This window comes from Xanthomonas bonasiae (assembly GCF_014836395.1).
Lineage (GTDB): Bacteria > Pseudomonadota > Gammaproteobacteria > Xanthomonadales > Xanthomonadaceae > Xanthomonas_A > Xanthomonas_A bonasiae.
The window spans coordinates 48,006-66,913 of record NZ_JACSQX010000017.1 but is presented as its reverse complement, the minus strand read 5'-3'; the positions used below and the strand labels follow the sequence as shown (position 1 = coordinate 66,913).

The 18,908-nt window shown below is 70.8% G+C and carries 18 protein-coding genes; 10 read left to right on the top strand and 8 right to left on the bottom strand.

Translation table 11 applies throughout. The annotated features are described in order from the left end of the window. Nucleotides 1-465 precede the first annotated feature (465 nt). Together H9658_RS20970 and sufT are read right to left on the bottom strand one after the other, a co-directional pair. The gene (locus H9658_RS20970) at nucleotides 466-1,566 is read right to left on the bottom strand and encodes a branched-chain amino acid aminotransferase (RefSeq protein WP_179568152.1); all 1,101 of its coding nucleotides are present in this window, start codon (nucleotides 1,564-1,566) and stop codon (nucleotides 466-468) included. Nucleotides 1,567-1,667: 101 nt separating this feature from the next. Further along, the gene (gene sufT, locus H9658_RS20965; protein WP_191826810.1) at nucleotides 1,668-2,219 is read right to left on the bottom strand and encodes a putative Fe-S cluster assembly protein SufT; all 552 of its coding nucleotides are present in this window, start codon (nucleotides 2,217-2,219) and stop codon (nucleotides 1,668-1,670) included. A gap of 106 nt (nucleotides 2,220-2,325) precedes the next feature. Between sufT and H9658_RS20960 the strand changes: the two genes are divergently transcribed. After that, nucleotides 2,326-2,745: a hypothetical protein gene (locus H9658_RS20960; RefSeq protein ID WP_179568156.1), complete on the top strand. Its 420-nt coding sequence runs from the start codon at nucleotides 2,326-2,328 to the stop codon at nucleotides 2,743-2,745. A gap of 104 nt (nucleotides 2,746-2,849) precedes the next feature. Here the strand turns inward: H9658_RS20960 and H9658_RS20955 are convergent, their stop codons facing one another. Genes H9658_RS20955 through H9658_RS20945 form a run of 3 tightly spaced genes read right to left on the bottom strand, consistent with a single transcriptional unit; the run spans nucleotide 2,850 to nucleotide 5,088 of the window. Then, nucleotides 2,850-4,298 carry an NAD(P)(+) transhydrogenase (Re/Si-specific) subunit beta gene (locus tag H9658_RS20955; RefSeq protein WP_179568158.1) on the bottom strand — a complete coding sequence of 483 codons (1,449 nt, stop codon included), beginning with the start codon at nucleotides 4,296-4,298 and terminating at the stop codon, nucleotides 2,850-2,852. After that, complete coding sequence (locus H9658_RS20950; RefSeq protein ID WP_191826809.1) at nucleotides 4,295-4,792, bottom strand: hypothetical protein; 498 nt, start codon at nucleotides 4,790-4,792, stop codon at nucleotides 4,295-4,297. Before H9658_RS20950 ends, H9658_RS20955 begins: the two co-directional genes overlap by 4 nt. Next, nucleotides 4,789-5,088 carry an NAD(P) transhydrogenase subunit alpha gene (locus H9658_RS20945; protein ID WP_145705660.1) on the bottom strand — a complete coding sequence of 100 codons (300 nt, stop codon included), beginning with the start codon at nucleotides 5,086-5,088 and terminating at the stop codon, nucleotides 4,789-4,791. The genes H9658_RS20950 and H9658_RS20945 overlap by 4 nt, the downstream gene beginning before the upstream one ends. Nucleotides 5,089-5,257: 169 nt before the next feature. On the opposite strand from H9658_RS20945, the gene H9658_RS20940 reads away from it, so the two are divergent. From H9658_RS20940 to H9658_RS20930, 3 genes are read left to right on the top strand one after another with little or no spacing between them, the layout of a single operon-like run. After that, entirely contained in the window at nucleotides 5,258-5,839 is a 582-nt protein-coding gene (locus H9658_RS20940; protein ID WP_191826808.1) for an RNA polymerase sigma factor, read from the top strand. Between the two features lie 38 nt (nucleotides 5,840-5,877). Continuing rightward, nucleotides 5,878-6,234, top strand: a complete 357-nt coding sequence (locus tag H9658_RS20935; protein ID WP_179569385.1) for a hypothetical protein — start codon at nucleotides 5,878-5,880, stop codon at nucleotides 6,232-6,234. A gap of 5 nt (nucleotides 6,235-6,239) precedes the next feature. Further along, nucleotides 6,240-6,713 (top strand): DUF3106 domain-containing protein, encoded by a 474-nt coding sequence (locus tag H9658_RS20930; protein WP_191826807.1) that lies wholly within the window; start codon nucleotides 6,240-6,242, stop codon nucleotides 6,711-6,713. 469 nt (nucleotides 6,714-7,182) lie between these two features. Here H9658_RS20930 and H9658_RS20925 read toward each other — a convergent pair whose 3' ends face one another. The 3 genes from H9658_RS20925 to H9658_RS20915 all read right to left on the bottom strand — a co-directional run bounded on the left by H9658_RS20925 (nucleotide 7,183) and on the right by H9658_RS20915 (nucleotide 13,290). Next, nucleotides 7,183-8,262: an NAD(P) transhydrogenase subunit alpha gene (locus H9658_RS20925; RefSeq protein WP_191826806.1), complete on the bottom strand. Its 1,080-nt coding sequence runs from the start codon at nucleotides 8,260-8,262 to the stop codon at nucleotides 7,183-7,185. A 233-nt stretch (nucleotides 8,263-8,495) separates the two neighbouring features. Then, nucleotides 8,496-10,826 carry a DUF1631 domain-containing protein gene (locus H9658_RS20920; RefSeq protein WP_191826805.1) on the bottom strand — a complete coding sequence of 777 codons (2,331 nt, stop codon included), beginning with the start codon at nucleotides 10,824-10,826 and terminating at the stop codon, nucleotides 8,496-8,498. Nucleotides 10,827-11,049: 223 nt separating this feature from the next. Beyond that, nucleotides 11,050-13,290: a DUF1631 family protein gene (locus H9658_RS20915; protein WP_191826804.1), complete on the bottom strand. Its 2,241-nt coding sequence runs from the start codon at nucleotides 13,288-13,290 to the stop codon at nucleotides 11,050-11,052. A 155-nt stretch (nucleotides 13,291-13,445) separates the two neighbouring features. On the opposite strand from H9658_RS20915, the gene H9658_RS20910 reads away from it, so the two are divergent. The 6 genes from H9658_RS20910 (at nucleotide 13,446) to H9658_RS20885 (ending at nucleotide 18,778) form a co-directional block, all read left to right on the top strand. After that, complete coding sequence (locus H9658_RS20910) at nucleotides 13,446-14,021, top strand: nitroreductase family protein (RefSeq protein WP_179568172.1); 576 nt, start codon at nucleotides 13,446-13,448, stop codon at nucleotides 14,019-14,021. Beyond that, nucleotides 14,018-14,941, top strand: coding sequence for a 5'-3' exonuclease (locus H9658_RS20905; RefSeq protein ID WP_179568174.1), 924 nt, complete (start codon nucleotides 14,018-14,020; stop codon nucleotides 14,939-14,941). The genes H9658_RS20910 and H9658_RS20905 overlap by 4 nt, the downstream gene beginning before the upstream one ends. 453 nt (nucleotides 14,942-15,394) lie before the next feature. Next, the gene (locus H9658_RS20900) at nucleotides 15,395-15,946 is read left to right on the top strand and encodes an NUDIX hydrolase (RefSeq protein WP_191826803.1); all 552 of its coding nucleotides are present in this window, start codon (nucleotides 15,395-15,397) and stop codon (nucleotides 15,944-15,946) included. 7 nt (nucleotides 15,947-15,953) lie between these two features. Further along, a complete protein-coding gene (locus H9658_RS20895; protein ID WP_191826802.1) occupies nucleotides 15,954-16,739 on the top strand; it encodes an N-formylglutamate amidohydrolase in 786 nt (261 codons plus the stop codon). 76 nt (nucleotides 16,740-16,815) lie between these two features. Further along, nucleotides 16,816-17,709, top strand: coding sequence for a transglutaminase-like domain-containing protein (locus H9658_RS20890; RefSeq protein ID WP_191826801.1), 894 nt, complete (start codon nucleotides 16,816-16,818; stop codon nucleotides 17,707-17,709). Nucleotides 17,710-18,085: 376 nt separating this feature from the next. After that, the gene (locus H9658_RS20885; protein ID WP_191826800.1) at nucleotides 18,086-18,778 is read left to right on the top strand and encodes a hypothetical protein; all 693 of its coding nucleotides are present in this window, start codon (nucleotides 18,086-18,088) and stop codon (nucleotides 18,776-18,778) included. The last annotated feature ends 130 nt before the right edge of the window (nucleotides 18,779-18,908 follow it).

Genomic DNA, 18,908 nt, shown 5'->3' with positions numbered 1-18,908 from the left:
TGTTGCCAGCCGTTCATCGGACGCTATCCCAATACAGACGCGTATGGACCAACTTTTGATCGTCCAAAATTCATAAGCGTGACGGTTGTCAACATAAAGACGGGCTGCGCTTTATCTTTTTGCGACACGAAGGCAATGACGATGACCCGAGAAGACAGTCCCGGGACATTTTTGCGCGGCGCGGGCGTGGTCACGCGCCAATGCAGACAGCGGCCCATCCGTAGAAGCAGGTGCGCCGGACGGCGGCAGGGCCAGCGAACGCCCTGCGCAGCGGTAGTGCAGGGTCAAGGCGCGCATTGGGGACGTCGCGGCGATGCGCGGCCGCACGCGCCGGGCGGTGTGCCGGGGCGCCCGTGGCATACCCGGGAACGGACGACGTCCCCGGGGATCGAAGCTGGGCGCAGCCTGCGCCACGCCCAGCTCGGCGCCCGCCAGCAGTGCCGGCGGGCGGGAGAACGCCTGGACTCAGCCCAACCGCAACAGCCAGCCGTGGCGGTCGGCCACGCGGCCGTACTGGATGTCGGTCAGTTCCTGGCGCAGCGACAGGGTCACCGGGCCGGCCGGTGCGGTCAGGTCGCCGACCTCGAAATCCTTGCCCTTCAGCTGCCCGATCGGGGTCACCACCGCGGCGGTGCCGCAGGCGAAGACCTCGGCGATCGCGCCGGAAGCCACGCCGTCGCGCCACTCGTCGATGGTCACCTGGCGTTCGACCACCTGCATGCCGCGATCGCGCGCCAACTGCAGGATGCTGTCGCGGGTGATGCCCTCGAGGATGCTGCCGGACAGCGCCGGGGTGACCAGGCTGCCGTCGCGCATCACCAGGAACACGTTCATGCCGCCCAGCTCTTCCAGGTACTTGCCCTCGACCGGGTCCAGGAACAGCACCTGCGAGCAGCCCTGCGCCTGCGCCTGCTGCTGCGGCAGCAGCGAGGCGGCGTAGTTGCCGCCGCACTTGGCCGCGCCGGTGCCGCCCTTGGCCGCGCGCGCGTAGTCGGTGGACAGCCAGATCGCCACCGGCGCCACGCCCTTGGCGAAGTAGGCGCCGGCCGGGCTGGCGATGACGTAGTAGCCGGCCTTCTGCGCCGCGCGCACGCCCAGGAACGCCTCGTTGGCGATCATGAACGGACGGAAGTACAGGCTGGTCTCCGGCGCCGACGGCACCCACGCGGCATCGACCGCGATCAGCTGGCGCAGCGATTCGACGAACAGCTCCACCGGCAGCTCCGGCAGCGCCAGGCGCTGCGCCGAGCGCTGCAGGCGCTTGCCGTTGGCGTCAGGGCGGAAGGTCCAGATCGAACCGTCGGCATGGCGATAGGCCTTGATGCCCTCGAAGATCTCCTGCCCGTAGTGCAGCACCGAGGCGGCCGGATCCAGCGCCAGCGGGCCGTAGGCGCGCACCTGGGCGTCGTGCCAGCCCTGCTCGCGGTCCCATTCGATGGCGACCATGTGGTCGGTGAAGTAGTTGCCGAAGCCCGGCGCGGCAAGGATCTGCGCGCGCGCGTCGGCGCTGCGTGCGGTGGTGGACGGGATCAGGCGGAACTGCGAAGACGGCTCGGTAGCGGACACCGGGGTTTCCTGTGGTAGTCGAGGGACGGCCGTGCCGCTGCATCATCGAAGCGCAGCGGCGGCGCCTTGTCCCGGCCCCAGGTCGCGCAGTCGCGCGCGGGTCAGAGCATGCCGGTTTCGAGGCGGGCGGCCTCGGACATCATATGCCGGCCCCACGGCGGATCGAACACCAGTTCGACATCGGCCTCGGCGATGGTCGGGATCAGTTCCAGCTTGCTGCGCACGTCGTCGACCAGGATGTCGCCCATGCCGCAGCCGGGCGCGGTCAGCGTCATCTTCACCTCGACCATGCGCTGGCCGTCCTCGCGCGGCTGCATGTCGACTTCGTAGACCAGGCCCAGGTCGACGATGTTGAACGGGATCTCCGGATCGAAGCAGGTGCGCAGCTGTTGCCAGATCAGCGCCTCGACCTGCTCGTCGCCGGCGCCTTCCGGCAGGTCCAGGCCCGGCGGCGGTTCCTTGCCGATCGCGTCGCCGTCCTTGCCGGCGATGCGGAACAGGTTGCCTTCCACGAACACCGTATAGCTGCCGCCCAGCGCCTGGGTGATGTAGCCGTAGCTGCCGGCCGGCAGGGTGACCGCGTCGCCTTGCGGCACCATCACCGCCGCGCAATCGCGTTCGAATTGGACAGGTTCGCTGCTGCGTGAGTACATGGGGGCGATATGGGGGCTGGCCCCGCCGGTGCAAGTCGTCCAGTTTATCCGAGTGCGCGGCGAACGCGGCGAAGGGTATCCTGTACGGATTCTCCGGGAACATCGCATGCCGCCCTCTTCCACGCCGGCCAGGACTTCGCACTGGCTATGGCCCTTGCTGCTCTGCCTGGGCTGTTTCACCGCCCTGATCGCCTGGATGCTGGTCGCGCTGAGCCTGGGCCACCAATCCGGCTGGATGGCGGTGCTGGTGGCGCTGGAGGTCGCGTGGATGCTGCGCCTGGGCACGCTGCCGCGCGGCAAGCTGCGCATCGCCGTGGCGGTGCTCGCCACCGCGCTGGTGATCGTCGCCGCCAACTGGGGCATCGCCGCCGCGCACGTAGGCGCCGGGCTGGGCCTGGATACCTGGGATTCGTCGCTGAAACTGGGCGCGCGCTACGCCTGGACGCTGACCGTGCTGGCCAACCGCCCCGGCGACGTGCTGTGGCTGGGCATCGGCCTGGTCGTGGCCTATTTCAGCGCGCGTTGAAGGCAATGGTCGCGGCTGAAGCCGCTCCTACAGTGTTCCCGCAAGCCCTGTAGGAGCGGCTTCGGCCGCGATAGCATCCATGGGCGCCGATCGCCGGCGCCGGTTCAATGCCCGCCGTCGAGCGCCTTCAATTCGCTGACCAGCGCGCCGGCCGCCTCGGCGCCGTCGCCGTACAGCATGCGCGTGTTGTCGGCGTAGAACAGCGCGTTCTCGATCCCGGCAAAGCCGGTGCCCTTGCCGCGCTTGATCACCACGACGTTCTTGGAATTGACCACGTCCAGGATCGGCATGCCGTAGATCGGGCTGGCCGGATCGGTCTTGGCGACCGGGTTGACCACGTCGTTGGCGCCGATCACCAGCGACACGTCGGTGCTGGGGAATTCGGGATTGATGTCGTCCATGTCGGCGATCAGGTCGTACGGCACGCCGGCCTCGGCCAGCAGCACGTTCATGTGCCCGGGCATGCGTCCGGCCACCGGGTGGATCGCGAACTTGACCTTGACCCCGCGCTCGATCAGCCGCTGCGCCAGCTCCCAGATCTTGTGCTGCGCCTGCGCCACCGCCATGCCGTAGCCGGGCACGATCACCACGCGTTCGGCGTAGGCCATCATCGCCGCCACGTCGCCGGCCTCGATCGGCTTCTGCGCGCCGCTGATCTCCTGCGCCTGGCCGCCGCCGCCGAAGTTGGAGAACAGCACGCCGCTGATCGGCCGGTTCATCGCCTTGGCCATCAGCCGGGTCAGCAGGATGCCGGCCGCGCCGACCATCATGCCGGCGATGATCAGCGCCTCGTTGCCGAGCACGTAGCCTTCGAACGCGACCGCCAGGCCGGTGAAGGCGTTGTACAGCGAGATCACCACCGGCATGTCGGCGCCGCCGATCGGCAGCGTCATCAGCACGCCCAGCGCCAGCGCCACCGCGAAGAAGGCGACGATCGCCACCGGGCTGAGCCCGATCGCGGCCCAGGCGCCCAGGCCCAGCATCGCCACGAACACCAGCAGGTTGAACGCCTGCTGGCCGGGGAAGGTGACGCGCTTGTCCAGCCGCCCGTCGAGCTTGGCCCAGGCGATGACCGAGCCGGACAGCGAGATCGCGCCGATCGCCGAGCCGACGATGGCCAGCGCCAGCGTGGTCGCATCGGGCTGGCGCGCGGCCAGCGCGGCGATCGCGCTCTCGCTCCAGTGCGAGGTGTCGCGGTGCGCCAGGAACGAGAAGCGCAGCAGTTCCACCGCGCCGATCGCCGCCGCCGAGCCGCCGCCCATGCCGTTGTACAGCGCGACCATCTGCGGCATGTCGGTGATGGCGACCTTCTTGGCCGAGATCCAGGCCGCGCCGGTGCCGATCACGATCGCCAGCAGGATCAGGGTCAGGTTGTGCAGGCCGGGCAGCAGGAACGTCGCCGCGGTCGCCAGCAACATGCCGAAGCCGGCCCAATGGATGCCGCTGCGCGCGGTCTTGGGCGAGGCCATGCGCTGCAGGCCGAGCAGGAACAGGGTGGCGGCCACCAGGTAGCTGGCCTTCACCAGCCAGGACAGTGCTTCGGCGGTGCTCATGCGGGTTCCCCTGCCAGCGGTGCCGCGGCATCCGGCTGACGATCCAGGCGATGGTGCTCGAACATCTCGATCGCGGTCTTCAGCAGCCCCACCATGCCCAGGCCGAACGCGACCAGGCCCAGCGACAGCTGGTTCAGCGCGGTGGTGCTGGCCAGGTAGGCGCCGACCAGACCGATCACGACCGGCAGCAGCGCCTCGATCGACAGCAGCCACAGCATCAGCCGGCCTTTGCGCGGGTCCTGCCATACCCGGTGAGAGATCTTGTTCTGGGTGCGGGTGGGATCCTGCAGCGAGGACAGACCCACGCCCACGCCGGCGTAGAGCAAGGCGTAGTTCCAGTCGTCGAACATGCCGACCATGCCGGCGAACAGCGGCTTGACCGCGTAGACCGCGGCCACGACCAGCGCCGGATACTGCAGGTAGCTCAACAGTTGGAACCAGACCCTGGCGCCCTGCGGGCGCGCCGCGATCAGCGCCGGCTGCGCGGCGCTCATGGCTTGTCCCCCGGCTTCTTGGAACTCTTGAACATCTCCAGCATGCGCTCGGTGACCACGTAGCCGCCGGCGGCGTTGCCGGCGCCGAGCAGCACCGCGAGGAAGCCCACTGCCTTCTCCAGCGTGGTATCGGCATGGCCGAGCACCACCATCGCGCCGATCAGCACGATGCCGTGGATGAAGTTGGAACCGGACATCAGCGGGGTGTGCAGGATCACCGGCACCCGCGAGATGATCACATGCCCGGCGATGGCCGCCAGCATGAAGATGTACAAGGCCACGAAACCGTCGCTCATTCCGCTTCTCCCGGGCGCCGCGCCCGACCGCCGCAATCATAACCGGGTGCTGAATCGGTGGGCGATGGCTGTCTGGGGCGGCAAGCGGCGGCGAACCGGGCCGCCGCCAGGTCAACCCCGGCGGCGGCAACGCGTTATCCACGGTATCCCCGCGCCAGGAAGCTAAGCTGTGCTGGTGAGCACGCCCGCCCTCGATCCCCCGACGACCGACCTCGACAGCGACGACGCCGCGCGTCCGCTGCCGGCGTCGCTGGACGCGTTCCTGGCCGAGATCGGCCCGCGCGCGTTCCGCTTCGCCGAGGCCGGCCTGCGCCAGCGCGAGGATGCGCTGGATGCCGTGCAGGACGCGATGATCAAGCTGCTCGCCTACCGCGAGCGGCCGGCGCAGGAATGGACCCCGCTGTTCTGGAGCATCCTGCGCCGGCGCATCATCGACCTGCAGCGCCGCCGCGGCTTCCGCCTGCGCTTCTGGGCGCCGGCCAGCGAGTACGGCGAGGACAGCCAGCCGGACTGGGCCGACGAAGGCCCGACGCCGGCGCAGCGCCACGAGCAGCGGCAGACGCATGCGCGCCTGGTCACGGCGTTGCGCGCGCTGCCGGCGCGGCAGCGCGAAGCCTTCACCCTGCGCGTGCTCGAGGAGCTGGACGTGGCCACCACCGCACGCGCGATGGGCTGCTCCGAAGGCTCGGTCAAGACCCATCTGTCGCGCGCCCGCGAGGCGTTGCAGAAACTTCTGGAGGACGTCCGGTGAAACCCGACACCACACATTCGGCCGCGTTCGACGCGCAGATGCGCCGCGCGCACCAGGCCTCGCTGCAGGCGTTGCCGGCACCGACCCTGGCGCGACTGCGCGCCGCCCGCCACGCCGCCAGCCGCCCCCACGCCGCGCCGGCGCGACGCTGGGGCTGGCTGCTGGCGGCGGCCCCGGCCCTGCTCGGCGCCACCTTCGGCATGCATCTGCTGCTGCGCCCGGCGCTGCCCGTCGCGGTCCAGGCGGCGAGCGTCGCCGGCGTTCCCGCCGCGGCCGCGGTGTCCGCGAGCGTCGCCGCGCAAGGCGACGGCGACGATGCCGTGGCCGGCCTGCTCGACGAAAACCCCGACCTGTACCTGTGGCTGGGTTCCGATACTTCGCTGGCGATGGAATGAACACGATGAACCGCCTGATCCGCATGTCCCTGGCGCTGGCCCTGCTGGCCGGGGCCACCCCGCTGGCGACGTTCGCCGCGCCGCCACCGCCGGCGGATACCGACGCCGATGCGGGTCCGCCGCTGCCGGACTGGGAGCACCTAAGCGCGCAGCAGCGCGAGCTGCTGATCGCGCCGATGCGCCAGCGCTGGAACGATGCGCCGCAGCAGCGGCGCAGGATGTTCGAGCACGCGCAGCGCTGGCAGAGCATGACCCCCGAGCAGCGCGAACGCGCGCGCAAGGGCGCGCGCCGCTACGAAGACATGACGCCGCAGCAGCGCGAAGAGGCGCGGGTCCTGTTCGAACGCATGCGGGCGCTGCCGCCGGAGCAACGCAAGGCGCTGCGCGATCGCTGGGAAGCGATGACCCCGCAGCAGCGCGACGCCTGGATCAAGGCCAACGCCAGTCCGGACACCAGGCCTGTGCCGGGTTCCAGGTGACCGTCCCGTAAGCGCGCCGAGGCGGCGGCGCTTTTCTATCGCTGTCTAAACGCTGCCGTCGCGACTGGGGGCCGGTCTGGAGCATCGATCGCGACGCAACGCCGGTCGAATCCGTCGCGACGCGACGCCAGGCTGCATCGCACCACCGTCAGAGCCGGAAATGCGCCGGCAGGTGGACGCAGGGGCCTTGCTCGGAGACTTTGCAGGGGTGGGCGCGCTTCCCGGCCGCCATCGAGCGAACATTCGGGACTGGCGTCATCGGGAATGCCCGTCGCGACTGAAGTCGCTCCCACAGTTGGCTCCCGCAGCCCGCCGCCTGCAACTTGCGGCTGGCCGTTGCCTCATTGGGACCGGCACGATGCCGGGAATGTCGGGAGACAACGCTCTGGCAGCGCCGGCACCTGTCGCATCGGCGCGCGGCGTCGGGGCCGCGCGCCGTGCCAGGCACGGCACGCGGCCGACGCACCGATCAACCGGTCCAGCGCGTCTTGGCCAGCAACTCGTCGTCCCAATCGTAGGCGATCGCGCCGTCCTTCAGGAACAGCGCGACGAAGTTGTAGACGTTGCGCGCATACATCTCGCTGGCGTGCACGGCGCCCATGCTGGCCAGGTCGAGCGGGCCGGCGACGACCACGCCGGCGTGCTCGATGGTGTCGCCGGGGCGGGTCAGTTCACAGTTGCCGCCGGTCTCGGCAGCCAGGTCCACCACCACGCTGCCCGGCTTCATGCCCTCGACCATCGCCGTGCTGAGGATCTTCGGTGCCGGGCGCCCGGGCACCGCGGCGGTGCAGACCACCACGTCGATGCCTTTGAGGTGCTCGGCCAGGCGCCGCTGCTGCTCGGCGCGCTCCTCCTCGGTCAGCTGCCGCGCGTAGCCGCCCTCGCCCGCCGCGCTGACCCCCAGGTCGAGGAACTTGCCGCCCAGCGATTCGATCTGCTCGCGCGTCTCCGGACGCACGTCGAAGCCTTCGACCTGCGCACCCAGGCGCTTGGCGGTGGCGATGGCCTGCAGGCCGGCGACGCCGGCGCCGACGATCAGCACCTTGGACGGGCGGATGGTGCCGGCGGCGGTGGTCAACATCGGGAAGAAGCGCGGCGCCAGCTGCGCGGCGATCAGGGTAGCCTTGTAGCCGGCCATGCCGGCCTGCGAGCTGAGCACGTCCATCGCCTGGGCGCGGGTGGTGCGCGGCAGCCGCTCCAGCGGGAACGCGACCAGCTGCCGCGCCTGCATCGCCTCGGCGCGCGCCGGGTCGGCCTGCGGCTGCAGGATGCCGACCACGCCGGCGGCGGGCTTGAGCTGGTTCAGCGCGACGACCGGCAGCGGCTGCACGCACAGCACCAGGTCGGCCTGCGCCGGGGTCGCGGCATCGGCGAGCTGCGCGCCTGCCGCGAGATAGGCCGCATCGACGAAGCCGGCGGACACGCCGGCGCCGGGTTCGACCTGCACCTGCGCGCCGAGCGCGACCAGCTTCTTCACCGTCTCCGGCGTCGCCGCCACGCGGCGTTCGCCGTGCGCCGATTCCTTCACCACCAGCACCTGCACTGCCATGCGATTCCCCGTGCGTTGCCCGCCCTAGTCGGCGCCGATGCTACAGGGTCCGCGCGGCGATGGCAGCGCCGGGCGAGCGGTTCGCAGGCGGTTTTTGTAGGAGCGGCGTCAGCCGCGACGGCATTCCCGGGAACGCCCGGTCGCGGCTGAAGCCGCTCCTACAAGGGCATGCACCGCGCGCAGAGCCTGGGAAGGCGGCGAGACAGAATCTATCCGCCTCGCGCCAACGGCCCTCAATGCAGCGTCGCGTTCTGCGGGTCGAGCCGGTCGATGACGCCCTGCATCGCGCTGTCGAACGCGCCATCGTTGATATGGCTGCGCAGCCGGCCCAGCCGCACCATCACCGCCAGTTCCTCCGGCGAGGCCACGCAGAAGCGCACGCCGCGGCGGTTGACGAACAGCAGCCGCGCCGAGATCGGGCTCACCCACGACAGCTTGCCGGTCTGCACCTTGCCGTCGCGGTCGATGAAATCCAGCCAGGTGCCGATCGCCATCTTGCGGAAGCGGTCGGCATCGGCGTTGTCGAAGTCGTCCACCGTTTCCGGCGTGGTCAGTTCCACCGGCTGCGCCTCCTGCACCGGCGGTTGCGGCAGCGTCACCTGCGGCAGTTCCGGCAGCGGGCGCTCCAGTTCCGGACGCAGTTCGGCGACCGCCTGCAGCGTGTCGTGCAGCACGTTGATCGCCGAAGCGGCGGCCTCGGCATGCAGGCCGACGCTGGCGAAGACCTTGGTCAGCGGTCCCTGCCAGGCCTGCAGCCAGGGCTTGCCGACGATGTGCCGCTGCGCCTCGGCCGCTTCCTCGAGCAGGCCGTCGGCCAGCGCCAGCGCGTCGCGCACGCCGGCGCCGTCCTCGCCCTCGCGCAGCACCGCCATGGTCAGGTGGTGCTGCCACGGCTGGCGCAGGAAGTCGTCCAGCGCCCGCGGCAGCTGCCGGCCCTGCAAGCGCGCCTGCAGTTCCGCCTCGGCGCGCTGTCGGGCCAATTCCAGCTTTTCCTGGCCGCGCTGGGTCTCGGCGGCGCGGCGCTCGGCGATCTCGATGCGGCGCCGGTGCTGGGCCAGGAACTCGCGGAATTCCTCTTCCAGGGTCAGGAAGATCGCCAGGTTCTCGTTGAACTCGGCGACCAGCCGCTCGATGATCTCCTCGACCTTGCCCATCAGCACGCGCTCGGCCGGGCTCTCGCCAGTATTGCCTTCGCAGGCCTCGGCCAGCGAGTTGAGCAGGCGCCGCGCCGGGTGGGTCTTCTGCACGAACATGCGCCGGTCCAGCAGCGCGACCTTGACGAACGGCACCACCAGCCGCCCGATCAGCTCGCGCGAGCGCCCTTCCAGGTCGCGTTCGTCGAGCATCACGTCGAACAGCATGCCGACCAGGTCGATCGCGTCCTCGTCGACCGGATCCAGCCGCGCATGCGCCGGATCCACGCCGAACTGGGTGGCGTTGGACAACACCTCGCTCTTCAGCCGCTGCGCCAGCGATTCGCCGTCGTCGCCGATCGCCGCGCGCAGCGTGGCGCTGGGCGTGGCCTGCAGCAGCGACAGCACCGAGATCATTTCGCGCTGGCTCAACGAGCGCTGCTGGCCGACCGCGGCGCTGGCCGCGGAGGTGGCGTTCTCGCGCACGCTGCGGGTCTGCTGCAACAGTTCGTGCAGCGCCTCCAGCAACACGCCCTGGCTGCCGCCGGGCAGGTTGGCGCCGGCCTCGGCGTAGCCATCGGTGGCCTGCAGCCGGCCGCGGCTCTCGGCCCAGCGGTTGACGAAGCGGCTGGCCCAGGCCGGCGCGTACTGCTCGTCGTACTCGCCCGCCTCGCCGGCAGCGCCGCTGTCCTCGCCGAACCCGGGGGTGTCGCCGCGTGCCTGGCGCTCTTCCGGCGGCGACGGCGCGCGGCGCGGCGGCGGTGGCGGGCGCGGCCGCGAGATTTCCGGCATCACCCCGGCCCGCGCCAGGCTGTCGTCCAACTCCTGGTAGAGCTTGCCGATGCCGCCGGTGAGGTCGCGCTCGCACAGCTTGATCAGCACCAGCCGCACTTCCGGGGCGAAATCGCTGGTGGAGAACGCGGCATGCACCGCGACGCCGATGTGTTCGGGGCCGACTGGATTGGTGTCGGCGTCCAGTTCCAGGCCGCCGGCAATCCAGCCCAGGCGGCGGTCGATGCGGCTGAGCACCGGTTTCCATTCGCGCAGCAGCACGCTGGCCAGGTTGCGCACCGCCAGCCGCGATTCCAGTTCGTGTTCGGACACCAGGCTCAGGCCCTGGCCGTAGCCGGCCAGCGCCACTTCGGCCGACAGCGGCGCGCCGGCTTCCAGCGCCTGCCAGGCCTGGTCCAGTTGCGCACGGAAGCGCACGCCGATTTCGTCGCGGCGGCGGCGCAGCTCGCGCATGCCGTCCAGGAACAGCAGCTGCGAGGCGCCGGCGCTCTCGGCGCGGTCGAACAGGACGTCGTCGAAATGCGCCAGCGCGGCAGCGAACGCCTGCCCCAGCACCGGCAGCATGCCGTCGCGCGCCTGCATCAGCAGATGCGGGTCGCGCGCGGGATGTGCGTGCGGCGAGCTGGGGCTGAAACTCATGCGCGAAGGCTCCGCGCCGGGAGCGGCGCTAGGAAAAGAGTAAAAGGAAGTCGAACGGACACGGCCCCTGTTTCCGCCTCTGCATGGTAGGCAAGGTACCTGAACAGCAACCGTGACGCGCTACACATTTTACGCTCCGGAACGTGACCTCGTCCGTCATCCTAGGCGGTCTTTACGTAACGTCACCTGCAAGACCGTGCGAAACGCGCCTACCCAGGCGCGTTCAGGCCGCGACCGCGACCCGTTCCAACCGGTCCACCGCACCCTGCATCGCGCTATAGAACGCATCGTCGTCGCGATGCAGGCGCAAACGATCCAGCTGCACCATCATCGCCAGCGCCTCCGGCGAGGCGACGCACAGGCGGCCGCCGCGGCGGTTGACGAACATCAGCCGCGACGAGATCGGGCTGACCCAGGACAATTTGCCCGGCTGCACGCGCCCTTCGCGATCGACGAAGTCCAGCCAGGTCCCCATCGCCAGGGTGCGGAAATACTCGGCGGTGGTGTGGTCGAAATCGGCCGCCTGCGCCGGCTCGGGCAACGCCGGCACGGTCTCGGCCGCCGGCGTCTCGGCAGCGACCGGCGCGGGCGCAGGTGCCGGCGCCTGCAGCAGGCGCGCATGCGCCACATCGTCCAGCGCCGTCTGCAAGCCCAGCCAGGCGGCCTCGGCGGCGGCCGCATCCAGGCCGACGCTGGTCCACAGCCGCAACAGCTCGGCGCGCTGCGGCTGCAGCCAGCCGCCCGCCGGCACGCCGCCGCCGGTCTGCGCCTGGCGGCACTGCGCCAGCACCGCGTCGCCAAGCGCCAGCGCCGCGCTCACCGCCGCGCCATGGCCGTCGTCGCGCAGCGCCGACTGCTGCAGGTACTGGTACCACGGCTGGCGCAGGAAGGTGTCGATCGGCACCGGCAAGGCCGCACCGTCCGCGTCGCCCTGCACGCGTTCGTCCACGGCCTGTGCGGCCAGGCGCCGTGCCTTCTCGCGGCGTTCCTCGGCGCGCTGCAGCTCGGCCGCGCGGCGCTCGGCGATCTCCACCCGGCGCCGGTACTGCTCGTAGGCGCTGCCGAATTCCGCCTCCAGGGTCAGGAACACCGCCAGGTGCTCGTCGAAATCGCTCACCACCCGTTCCACCACCGCCTGCGCCTGCGCCTGCAGCACCTGTTCGATCGCGCTGTCGCCGGCATTGCCGTCGCAGGCATCGGCCAGCAGATTGAGCAGGCGCCGCGCCGGATGCCCGTCGCGCACGAACAGGCGGCCGTCGATCAGCGCCACCTTGGCCAGCGGCACCAGCATCTGCCCGAGCAGTTCGCGTTGCGCCGGTTGCAGCACGCATTCGTCGAGCATGACCTCGAACAGCAGGCCGACCAGGTCCAGCGTGTCCGCATCGGCCGGCTCCAGGCGGGTGCTGGCCGGATCCAGCCCCAGCGACGCGCCGGTCGCCACCACCTGCCGGCGCAGCCCCTGCGCCAGCGGTTCGCCGTGTTCGGCGATCGCGGCGAAGCCGGCCAGCGGCGTGGTCTGCAGCAGCGACAGCACCGACAGCAGTTCGCGCGGCGACAGGCTGCGGCGCGCATCCTCGGCGGGATCGGGGGCCACCGGCTGCGCTTCGTGCAGCAAGGCGCGCAGCGCCGGCGGCAGCACCTCATGGTCGTCGCGGGCATGCGCGTCCAGCACGCGCGCCGCGCGCCGCTGCGCGGCCGACAGCGGCGCGGCGGCATGCCAGCTCTCGAAGAAGCGGCTGATCCAGTCCGGCGCCGCTTCGTCGCCGCTGGCGCCGTTGCGCGGGATGGCGCGGCGGCGGGTGCGGCCCATCGGCAGCGAACGCGCCCGCGCGACCTGGTCCAGGCGCTGCTCCAGCCGCGCGTACAGCTCGCCGACCCGCTCCTGCAGTTCCTGCTCGCAGATCTTGACGATCGCCAGTTGCACCTGCGGCGCCAGCACCAGACCGTGCAGCGCCGCATACACCGCCGCGCCGATATGCTCGGGGCCGAACGGGTTGTTGTCGGCATCGATGCGCTGGCCGCCGGCGATGAAACCGAGGAAACGGTTGAGCCGCATCAGTTCCGGGCGCCAGCGGTGCTGGATCGCGCCGGCCAGGTTGCGCACCGCCAAGCGCACGTCCAGCTCCTGTTCGGAGACCAGGCTCAGGTCGCCGCGCTCGCGCGCCAGGGTGCGTTCGACCGACAGCGGGCGACCGGCCTCCAGGGCCTGCCAGGCCTGCGCCAGGTGCCCGCGGAAGCGCGCCGCGATCGGCTCGCGCTGCTGCCGCAGCAGCTGGATCGCCTCGAAATAGTCGTTCTGGGTCGGCCCCGCGCGCTCGGCCATGCGGAACAGCGCATCGGCGAGCACGTCCAGCACCTCGCCGAACGCCTCTGCAAGCGGCACCGATACCACGTCCCGGACCTGGTCGAGCAGGTCCGAATTGCGGCTGGGCAGCAGCTCCTCGGCATATTCGGCGATTGTCATGGCAGTGTGATACGCAAGCGCAAGTGAGACCGACGTCAATTCGGAAGTTAGCGGCAGATCGAGGATGAAGCTTGACTCTCCGTGTAACCGCGGCATCCGCTGCCGCTTTTGGGCACGCGACTATAATTCGGCGCCCGCCCCACGGAATCGAGACTATGCGCACACTTCATTCGCTGCAAGCGCTGGATGAGCGCCGTTCGGTGCCGTCCAAGCAATTGGGCGAGCCGGGACCCGACGCGGCGACCCTGCTGGCGATGCTGCGCTCGGCGGTGCGCGTGCCCGATCACGGCAAGCTGGTGCCGTTCCGGTTCCTGCGCATCGCCGGCCAGGCGCGCCTGGCGCTGGGCGACTTCCTGGCCGAGCGCACGCTGCAGCGCGACCCGGGCGCCCCGCCCGCCGCGGTGGAGAAGGATCGCGAACGTTTCGCGCATGCGCCGCTGGCGATCGCGGTGATCGCGCGGCTGCAGCGCGAGGAGAAAGTGCCGGAGATCGAGCAATGGCTGACCGCCGGCTCGGTCTGCTTCGCGCTGCTGCAGGCGGCGCAGGCCTACGGCTTCGGCGCGCAGTGGCTGACCGCCTGGATGGCCTACGACGACGCGGTGGCGGCGCGGCTGGGTCTGGCCGAGAACGAGCGCATCGCCGGTTTCATCCATATCGGCACGCCGCGCATGCAGGTGCCCGAGCGCGAGCGTCCCGATCCGCAGCAGCTGCTGAGCGATTGGACGCCGTGAACGCAGCGGCGCCGACGCGGCCGCTGTACCTGGTCGATGCCAGCCTGTACGTGTTCCGCGCCTGGCACTCGATCCCCGACGAGTTCCAGGACGCGCAGGGCTGGCCGACCAACGCGGTGCACGGCTTCGCCCGCTTCCTGCTCGACCTGCTCGAACGCGAGCGCCCGCAGCACATCGCGATCGCCTTCGACGAAGCGCTGGACAGCTGCTTCCGCAATCGCCTGTACCCGGCCTACAAGGCCAATCGCGCGCCGGCGCCGGACGCGTTGCGGCGCCAGTTCGCGCACTGCAAGGCGCTGTGCGCGGCGCTCGGCCTGGGCGTGCTGGCGCACCACGACTACGAGGCCGACGACCTGATCGGCAGCGCCCTGCACAGCATGCGCGGCGCCGGCTTCCACGGCGTGATCGTGTCCGCCGACAAGGACCTGTCGCAGTTGCTGCTGCTCGACTTCGACGAACAGTGGGACTACGCGCGCGGCCAGCGCTGGGGCATGGCCGGGGTCAAGGCGCGGCACGGCGTGCACGCGCACCAGATCGCCGACTACCTGGCGCTGACCGGCGATGCGATCGACAACATTCCCGGCGTCACCGGCATCGGCGCCAAGTCCGCGGCGATCCTGCTGGCGCATTTCGGCGACCTGGACACGCTGCTGGCGCGGATCGACGAAGTGGCGTTCCTGCGCCTGCGCGGCGCGGCGCAGATGGCGGTGCGCCTGCGCGAGCAGCGCGAGCACGCGCTGCTGTGGCGGCAACTGGCCACCATCGCACTGGACGCGCCGCTGCATTCGGCCGCACCGGGCTTCGCCCGCGGCCAGGCCGACGCCGACATGCTGCACGGCCTGTGCGAAGCGCTGCGCTTCGGCCCGCTGACCCGGCGCCGCTTGCTGCAGGCGGCGGGGCTGGACGGTCCCGTCGGCTAGGCGTCGGCGCAACGCGATACGGATGACGCGCTTGCAGAGCGACGCCGGATGGTCTCGGGCCGTCGCCAAGCGACAAGCGTGTTGACCTCGGCGAGGTCGGGGCTGAAGCCGCTCCTACAGCGCACCCAGCAGGCGTGCCGCAAGCCCCCTGTAGGAGCGGCTTCAGCCGCGACGAACGGAGCGGCGGACCTCCGCGGCTCCAGTCAGGCCCACCCACAATGCACCCGACAGCTCGCCGCAAGTCGCGGTAGACGCGGCTTCAGCCATAACAAACGGAGCGACGCCCGTCGCTGCGTCGGAACCGACGCACCTGGCCTGCGGAACCGCTCCGAACCTGCAAACCCACAAACGCACGCGCATCATCGCGACACCGATGCCTCTACACTTCAGGACAGCCGGGCTGCGCGCCGACGCGGCCACGCCTTCTTCTTCCGAACCGAGCGAACGCTACCCATGACCCGCCACGATTCCCCGCCCCGCATCGTCTACGAAGGCAAATACCAGCGCATGGTGGTGCGCGGCACCTGGGAATATTCCGAACGGGTGCACGCAGGCGGCCTGGCCGCGATCATCGTCGCGGTGACGCCGGACGACGAGGTGCTGTTCGTCGAGCAGTTCCGCGTGCCGCTGCAGGCGCGCACCATCGAGATGCCGGCCGGGCTGGTCGGCGACATCGACGCGGGCGAATCGATCGAAGTGTCGGCGGTGCGCGAACTGGAGGAAGAGACCGGCTGGACCGCCGACCAGGCCGAGGTGCTGATGATCGGCCCGACCTCCTCCGGCGCCAGCAACGAAAAGGTCGCCTTCGTCCGTGCCAGCGGCCTGCGCAAGGTCGGCGACGGCGGCGGCGATGCCAGCGAGGACATCACCGTGCACACGGTGCCGCGCGCCCGCGCGGCGGCCTGGCTGGTGCAGAAGATGGGCGAAGGCTACGAGCTGGACGCCAAGCTGTGGGCCGGGCTGTGGATGATCGAGCACCAGTTGGACGGCACCCCGCGTGGCTGAGCCGACGATGCACGCGGATGCCGCGCCGTCCCTGCTCGGCGCCGGCGATCCGCCGCCCTACACCGTGTACCAGGCGCACGGCCGTTCGCCCTACCTGCTGATCGCCGACCACGCCGGGCAGCGCGTGCCGCAGGCGCTGGCCGACCTGGGCCTGCCGCAGCACGAACTGGACCGGCACATCGGCTGGGACATCGGCATCGCCGGCGTCACCGCCGACCTGGCGCAGGCGCTGGACGCGTTCGCGATCGTGCAGACCTATTCGCGGCTGGTGATCGACTGCAACCGTCCGCTGTCGGCGCCGGGTTCGATCGCCGAGGTCAGCGACGGCACCGTGGTGCCGGGCAACCAGGGGCTGGACGCCGCCGCGCGCGCGGCGCGCGTCAGCGCGATCTTCGCGCCCTACCACGCGCGCATCGCCGCGGAACTGGACCGGCGCCGCGACGCCGGCCTGGCCACCATCCTGATCGCGATGCACAGCTTCACCCCGGCGATGGCAGGCGAGTCCCGGCCCTGGCATGCCGGCGTGCTGTACCAGCGCGATGCGCGCTTCGCGCAGGCGCTGCTGGCCGAACTGCGCGCCGAGCCGGGCCTGGTGGTCGGCGACAACCAGCCCTATTCGGTCAGCGACGCCACCGACTACGCGATCCCGGTGCACGCCGAGGCGCGCGGCCTGGCGCACGTGGAACTGGAACTCCGCCAGGACCTGATCGCCGACCGCGCAGGACAGCGGCAATGGGCGCAGCGCTTGCTCAGCATGCTGAATCGGTTGCAAGCTGCCTTCACACCGGGCTGAGCGCAGGCTGCGCACTCTCGGTGCATCGCCGTCCATTCGGACGCCCCCTCGCTGCATGCACCGGACCCCCTCCCCCATGCTCATCCGCCTCGGCTACGAGATCCGCTACCGTTTCCTGCAGCCCACCCCGGTGCTGGCGATGCTCGACATCCACGACAGCCGCCGCACCGACATCGTCGTGGCCACCGCGCTGCAGACCGAGCCGGCGATTCCGCTGCGCGGCTATCGCGACCAGTTCGGCAACAGCTGCACGCGCATGCTGGCCCCGGCCGGCGTGCTGACCCTGCGCGCCGACGCGGTGGTGCGCGACAGCGGCCTGCCCGACCAGTACCGCTACGACGCGCCGCAGACCCCGGTGGAGCAGCTGCCGGACGACACCCTGATGTACCTGCTCGGCAGCCGCTACTGCGAGACCGACCTGCTCAGCGGCATGGCCTGGGACCTGTTCGGCAGCGCGCCGACCGGCTGGGCGCGGGTGCAGGCGATCTGCGACTACGTGCATGCGCAGATCGAATTCGGCTACGAGCACGCGCGCCCGACCAAGAGCGCGGCGCAGGCGCTGCAGGAAGGCCGCGGCGTGTGCCGCGACTTCGCCCACTCGGCGATCGCGCTGTGCCGCTGCATGAACATCCCGGCGCGCTACTGCACCGGCTACCTGGGCGACATCGGCGTGCCCGCCTCGGCGGCGCCGATGGATTTCTCCGGCTGGTTCGAGGCGTTCCTGGACGGGCAGTGGTACACCTTCGATGCGCGCCACAACCTGCCGCGCATCGGCCGGGTGCTGATCGCGCGCGGCCGCGACGCCGCCGACGTGGCGATCAGCAACACCTTCGGCTACAACACGCTGGAATCGTTCGTGGTGTGGACCGACGAAACCGACCAGGCACGGCTGGATCCGCGTCCGGCCAACGCCGCGGGAGTCGCCGGCAACGGCGCTGCGGCGCTGCGGACCGAGGGACTCTACCTGTAGGGCGGTTTCGCCCAGATGCGGCCGCATCCCGCAGTGGCTTGCGGGATCGGCGCAGCGGTCGCGACGGACAGTACCGACAGCGTCCGGCGCAACCGGCGGCCCGAAGCCATCCCGGCGGTCGCGCCTTCGGGAACATGGGGCCAGGCGATGGTCGGGCCGGCCGTTTGTGGAAGGGACTTCAGTCCCGACTGCAGCGAACCGCCAGGCTTCGGTCGCCATTTCATCCGCCCGCCGGGAACCTTCCCCGACACGGCACCATGGTCCCGCGGCGAAAAGGAAGCCGCGCGCTGCGTGGCCGGCGGCAACACACCACGGCAAGAGCGCGCGAACGCCGCGCCGTAGCATCGTCGGACTCGTTGCCAGTCGGAGTCTTGCCGTGCCCGTTCGCCGTCGCTGTCCCCCTCTTCTGCTGCTGGTGCTGATGCTGCAGGTCCCGGCGTTCGCGCAACAGGTCGCCACCGACCCGCCGACGCAATGGCAAGCCGACGCCAAGGCCAACAAGAAAGCCGCCAAGCAGGCAGAAAAGGCCGCCGAGCGCGCGGTGCCGCGGCAAAAGGCCGCCGCCGGCGGACCCGCGCCTGACGGCGAAGGCCCGGGCGGTGGTCAGGGAGGCCCGGGCGGTCCAGGCGGCGAAGGCGGCCCGCCGGGCGGCCCCCCCGGCGGCGGATCCGGCGCACGCCGCGCCAGCGGTCCGCTGCAGATGCTGCGTCCGGAGATGGACTTCGCCGCGCCGTTGACCGATACGCTACTGCTGTACCGCACCCGCGAATCGGTGGTGTTCGGCCGCCCCGGCAGCAGCGACGTGGTGATCCTGCCGCTGTCCGGCGCGCGCGTGCAGATCGCGCCCGGCGTGCAGGCGCTGCTGCACGACAACCCCGACGGCATGGTGGTGGAAATCAGCACCAGCAACGGCATCCGCGTGTCCTACCGCTACACCACCGATGCGCAGGATGCGGACAGCCTGCGCGTGCACATCCGCGCCGAAGGCCATGCCGAATCGCAGCGCGGCGGGGTGTTCGAGGTCGATCGCGTGTACCACCGCGGAAACGCCGCAAAACGAAAGCGTTGAGCCGCGTCGCGGCGCCTGCAACGCCGGCGGCGCGCAGGCGCAAGCCGATCGCGGATGCCTCGCAACCTGGCCCGATCCAGGCCCACGGCGTGGACGTTGCCGCATGCCGTGGGGGGGGGGGGGGGGGGCC

What these genes read in the sequence shown, in the direction of transcription:
- sufT (WP_191826810.1), bottom strand. Translation starts at nt 2,219, where the DNA reads ATGTACTCACGCAGCAGCGAACCTGTCCAATTCGAACGCGATTGCGCG.
- H9658_RS20960 (WP_179568156.1), top strand. Translation starts at nt 2,326, where the DNA reads ATGCCGCCCTCTTCCACGCCGGCCAGGACTTCGCACTGGCTATGGCCC.
- H9658_RS20955 (WP_179568158.1), bottom strand. Translation starts at nt 4,298, where the DNA reads ATGAGCACCGCCGAAGCACTGTCCTGGCTGGTGAAGGCCAGCTACCTG.
- H9658_RS20950 (WP_191826809.1), bottom strand. Translation starts at nt 4,792, where the DNA reads ATGAGCGCCGCGCAGCCGGCGCTGATCGCGGCGCGCCCGCAGGGCGCC.
- H9658_RS20945 (WP_145705660.1), bottom strand. Translation starts at nt 5,088, where the DNA reads ATGAGCGACGGTTTCGTGGCCTTGTACATCTTCATGCTGGCGGCCATC.
- H9658_RS20935 (WP_179569385.1), top strand. Translation starts at nt 5,878, where the DNA reads ATGCGCCGCGCGCACCAGGCCTCGCTGCAGGCGTTGCCGGCACCGACC.
- H9658_RS20930 (WP_191826807.1), top strand. Translation starts at nt 6,240, where the DNA reads ATGAACCGCCTGATCCGCATGTCCCTGGCGCTGGCCCTGCTGGCCGGG.
- H9658_RS20925 (WP_191826806.1), bottom strand. Translation starts at nt 8,262, where the DNA reads ATGGCAGTGCAGGTGCTGGTGGTGAAGGAATCGGCGCACGGCGAACGC.
- H9658_RS20920 (WP_191826805.1), bottom strand. Translation starts at nt 10,826, where the DNA reads ATGAGTTTCAGCCCCAGCTCGCCGCACGCACATCCCGCGCGCGACCCG.
- H9658_RS20915 (WP_191826804.1), bottom strand. Translation starts at nt 13,290, where the DNA reads ATGACAATCGCCGAATATGCCGAGGAGCTGCTGCCCAGCCGCAATTCG.
- H9658_RS20910 (WP_179568172.1), top strand. Translation starts at nt 13,446, where the DNA reads ATGCGCACACTTCATTCGCTGCAAGCGCTGGATGAGCGCCGTTCGGTG.
- H9658_RS20900 (WP_191826803.1), top strand. Translation starts at nt 15,395, where the DNA reads ATGACCCGCCACGATTCCCCGCCCCGCATCGTCTACGAAGGCAAATAC.
- H9658_RS20895 (WP_191826802.1), top strand. Translation starts at nt 15,954, where the DNA reads ATGCACGCGGATGCCGCGCCGTCCCTGCTCGGCGCCGGCGATCCGCCG.
- H9658_RS20890 (WP_191826801.1), top strand. Translation starts at nt 16,816, where the DNA reads ATGCTCATCCGCCTCGGCTACGAGATCCGCTACCGTTTCCTGCAGCCC.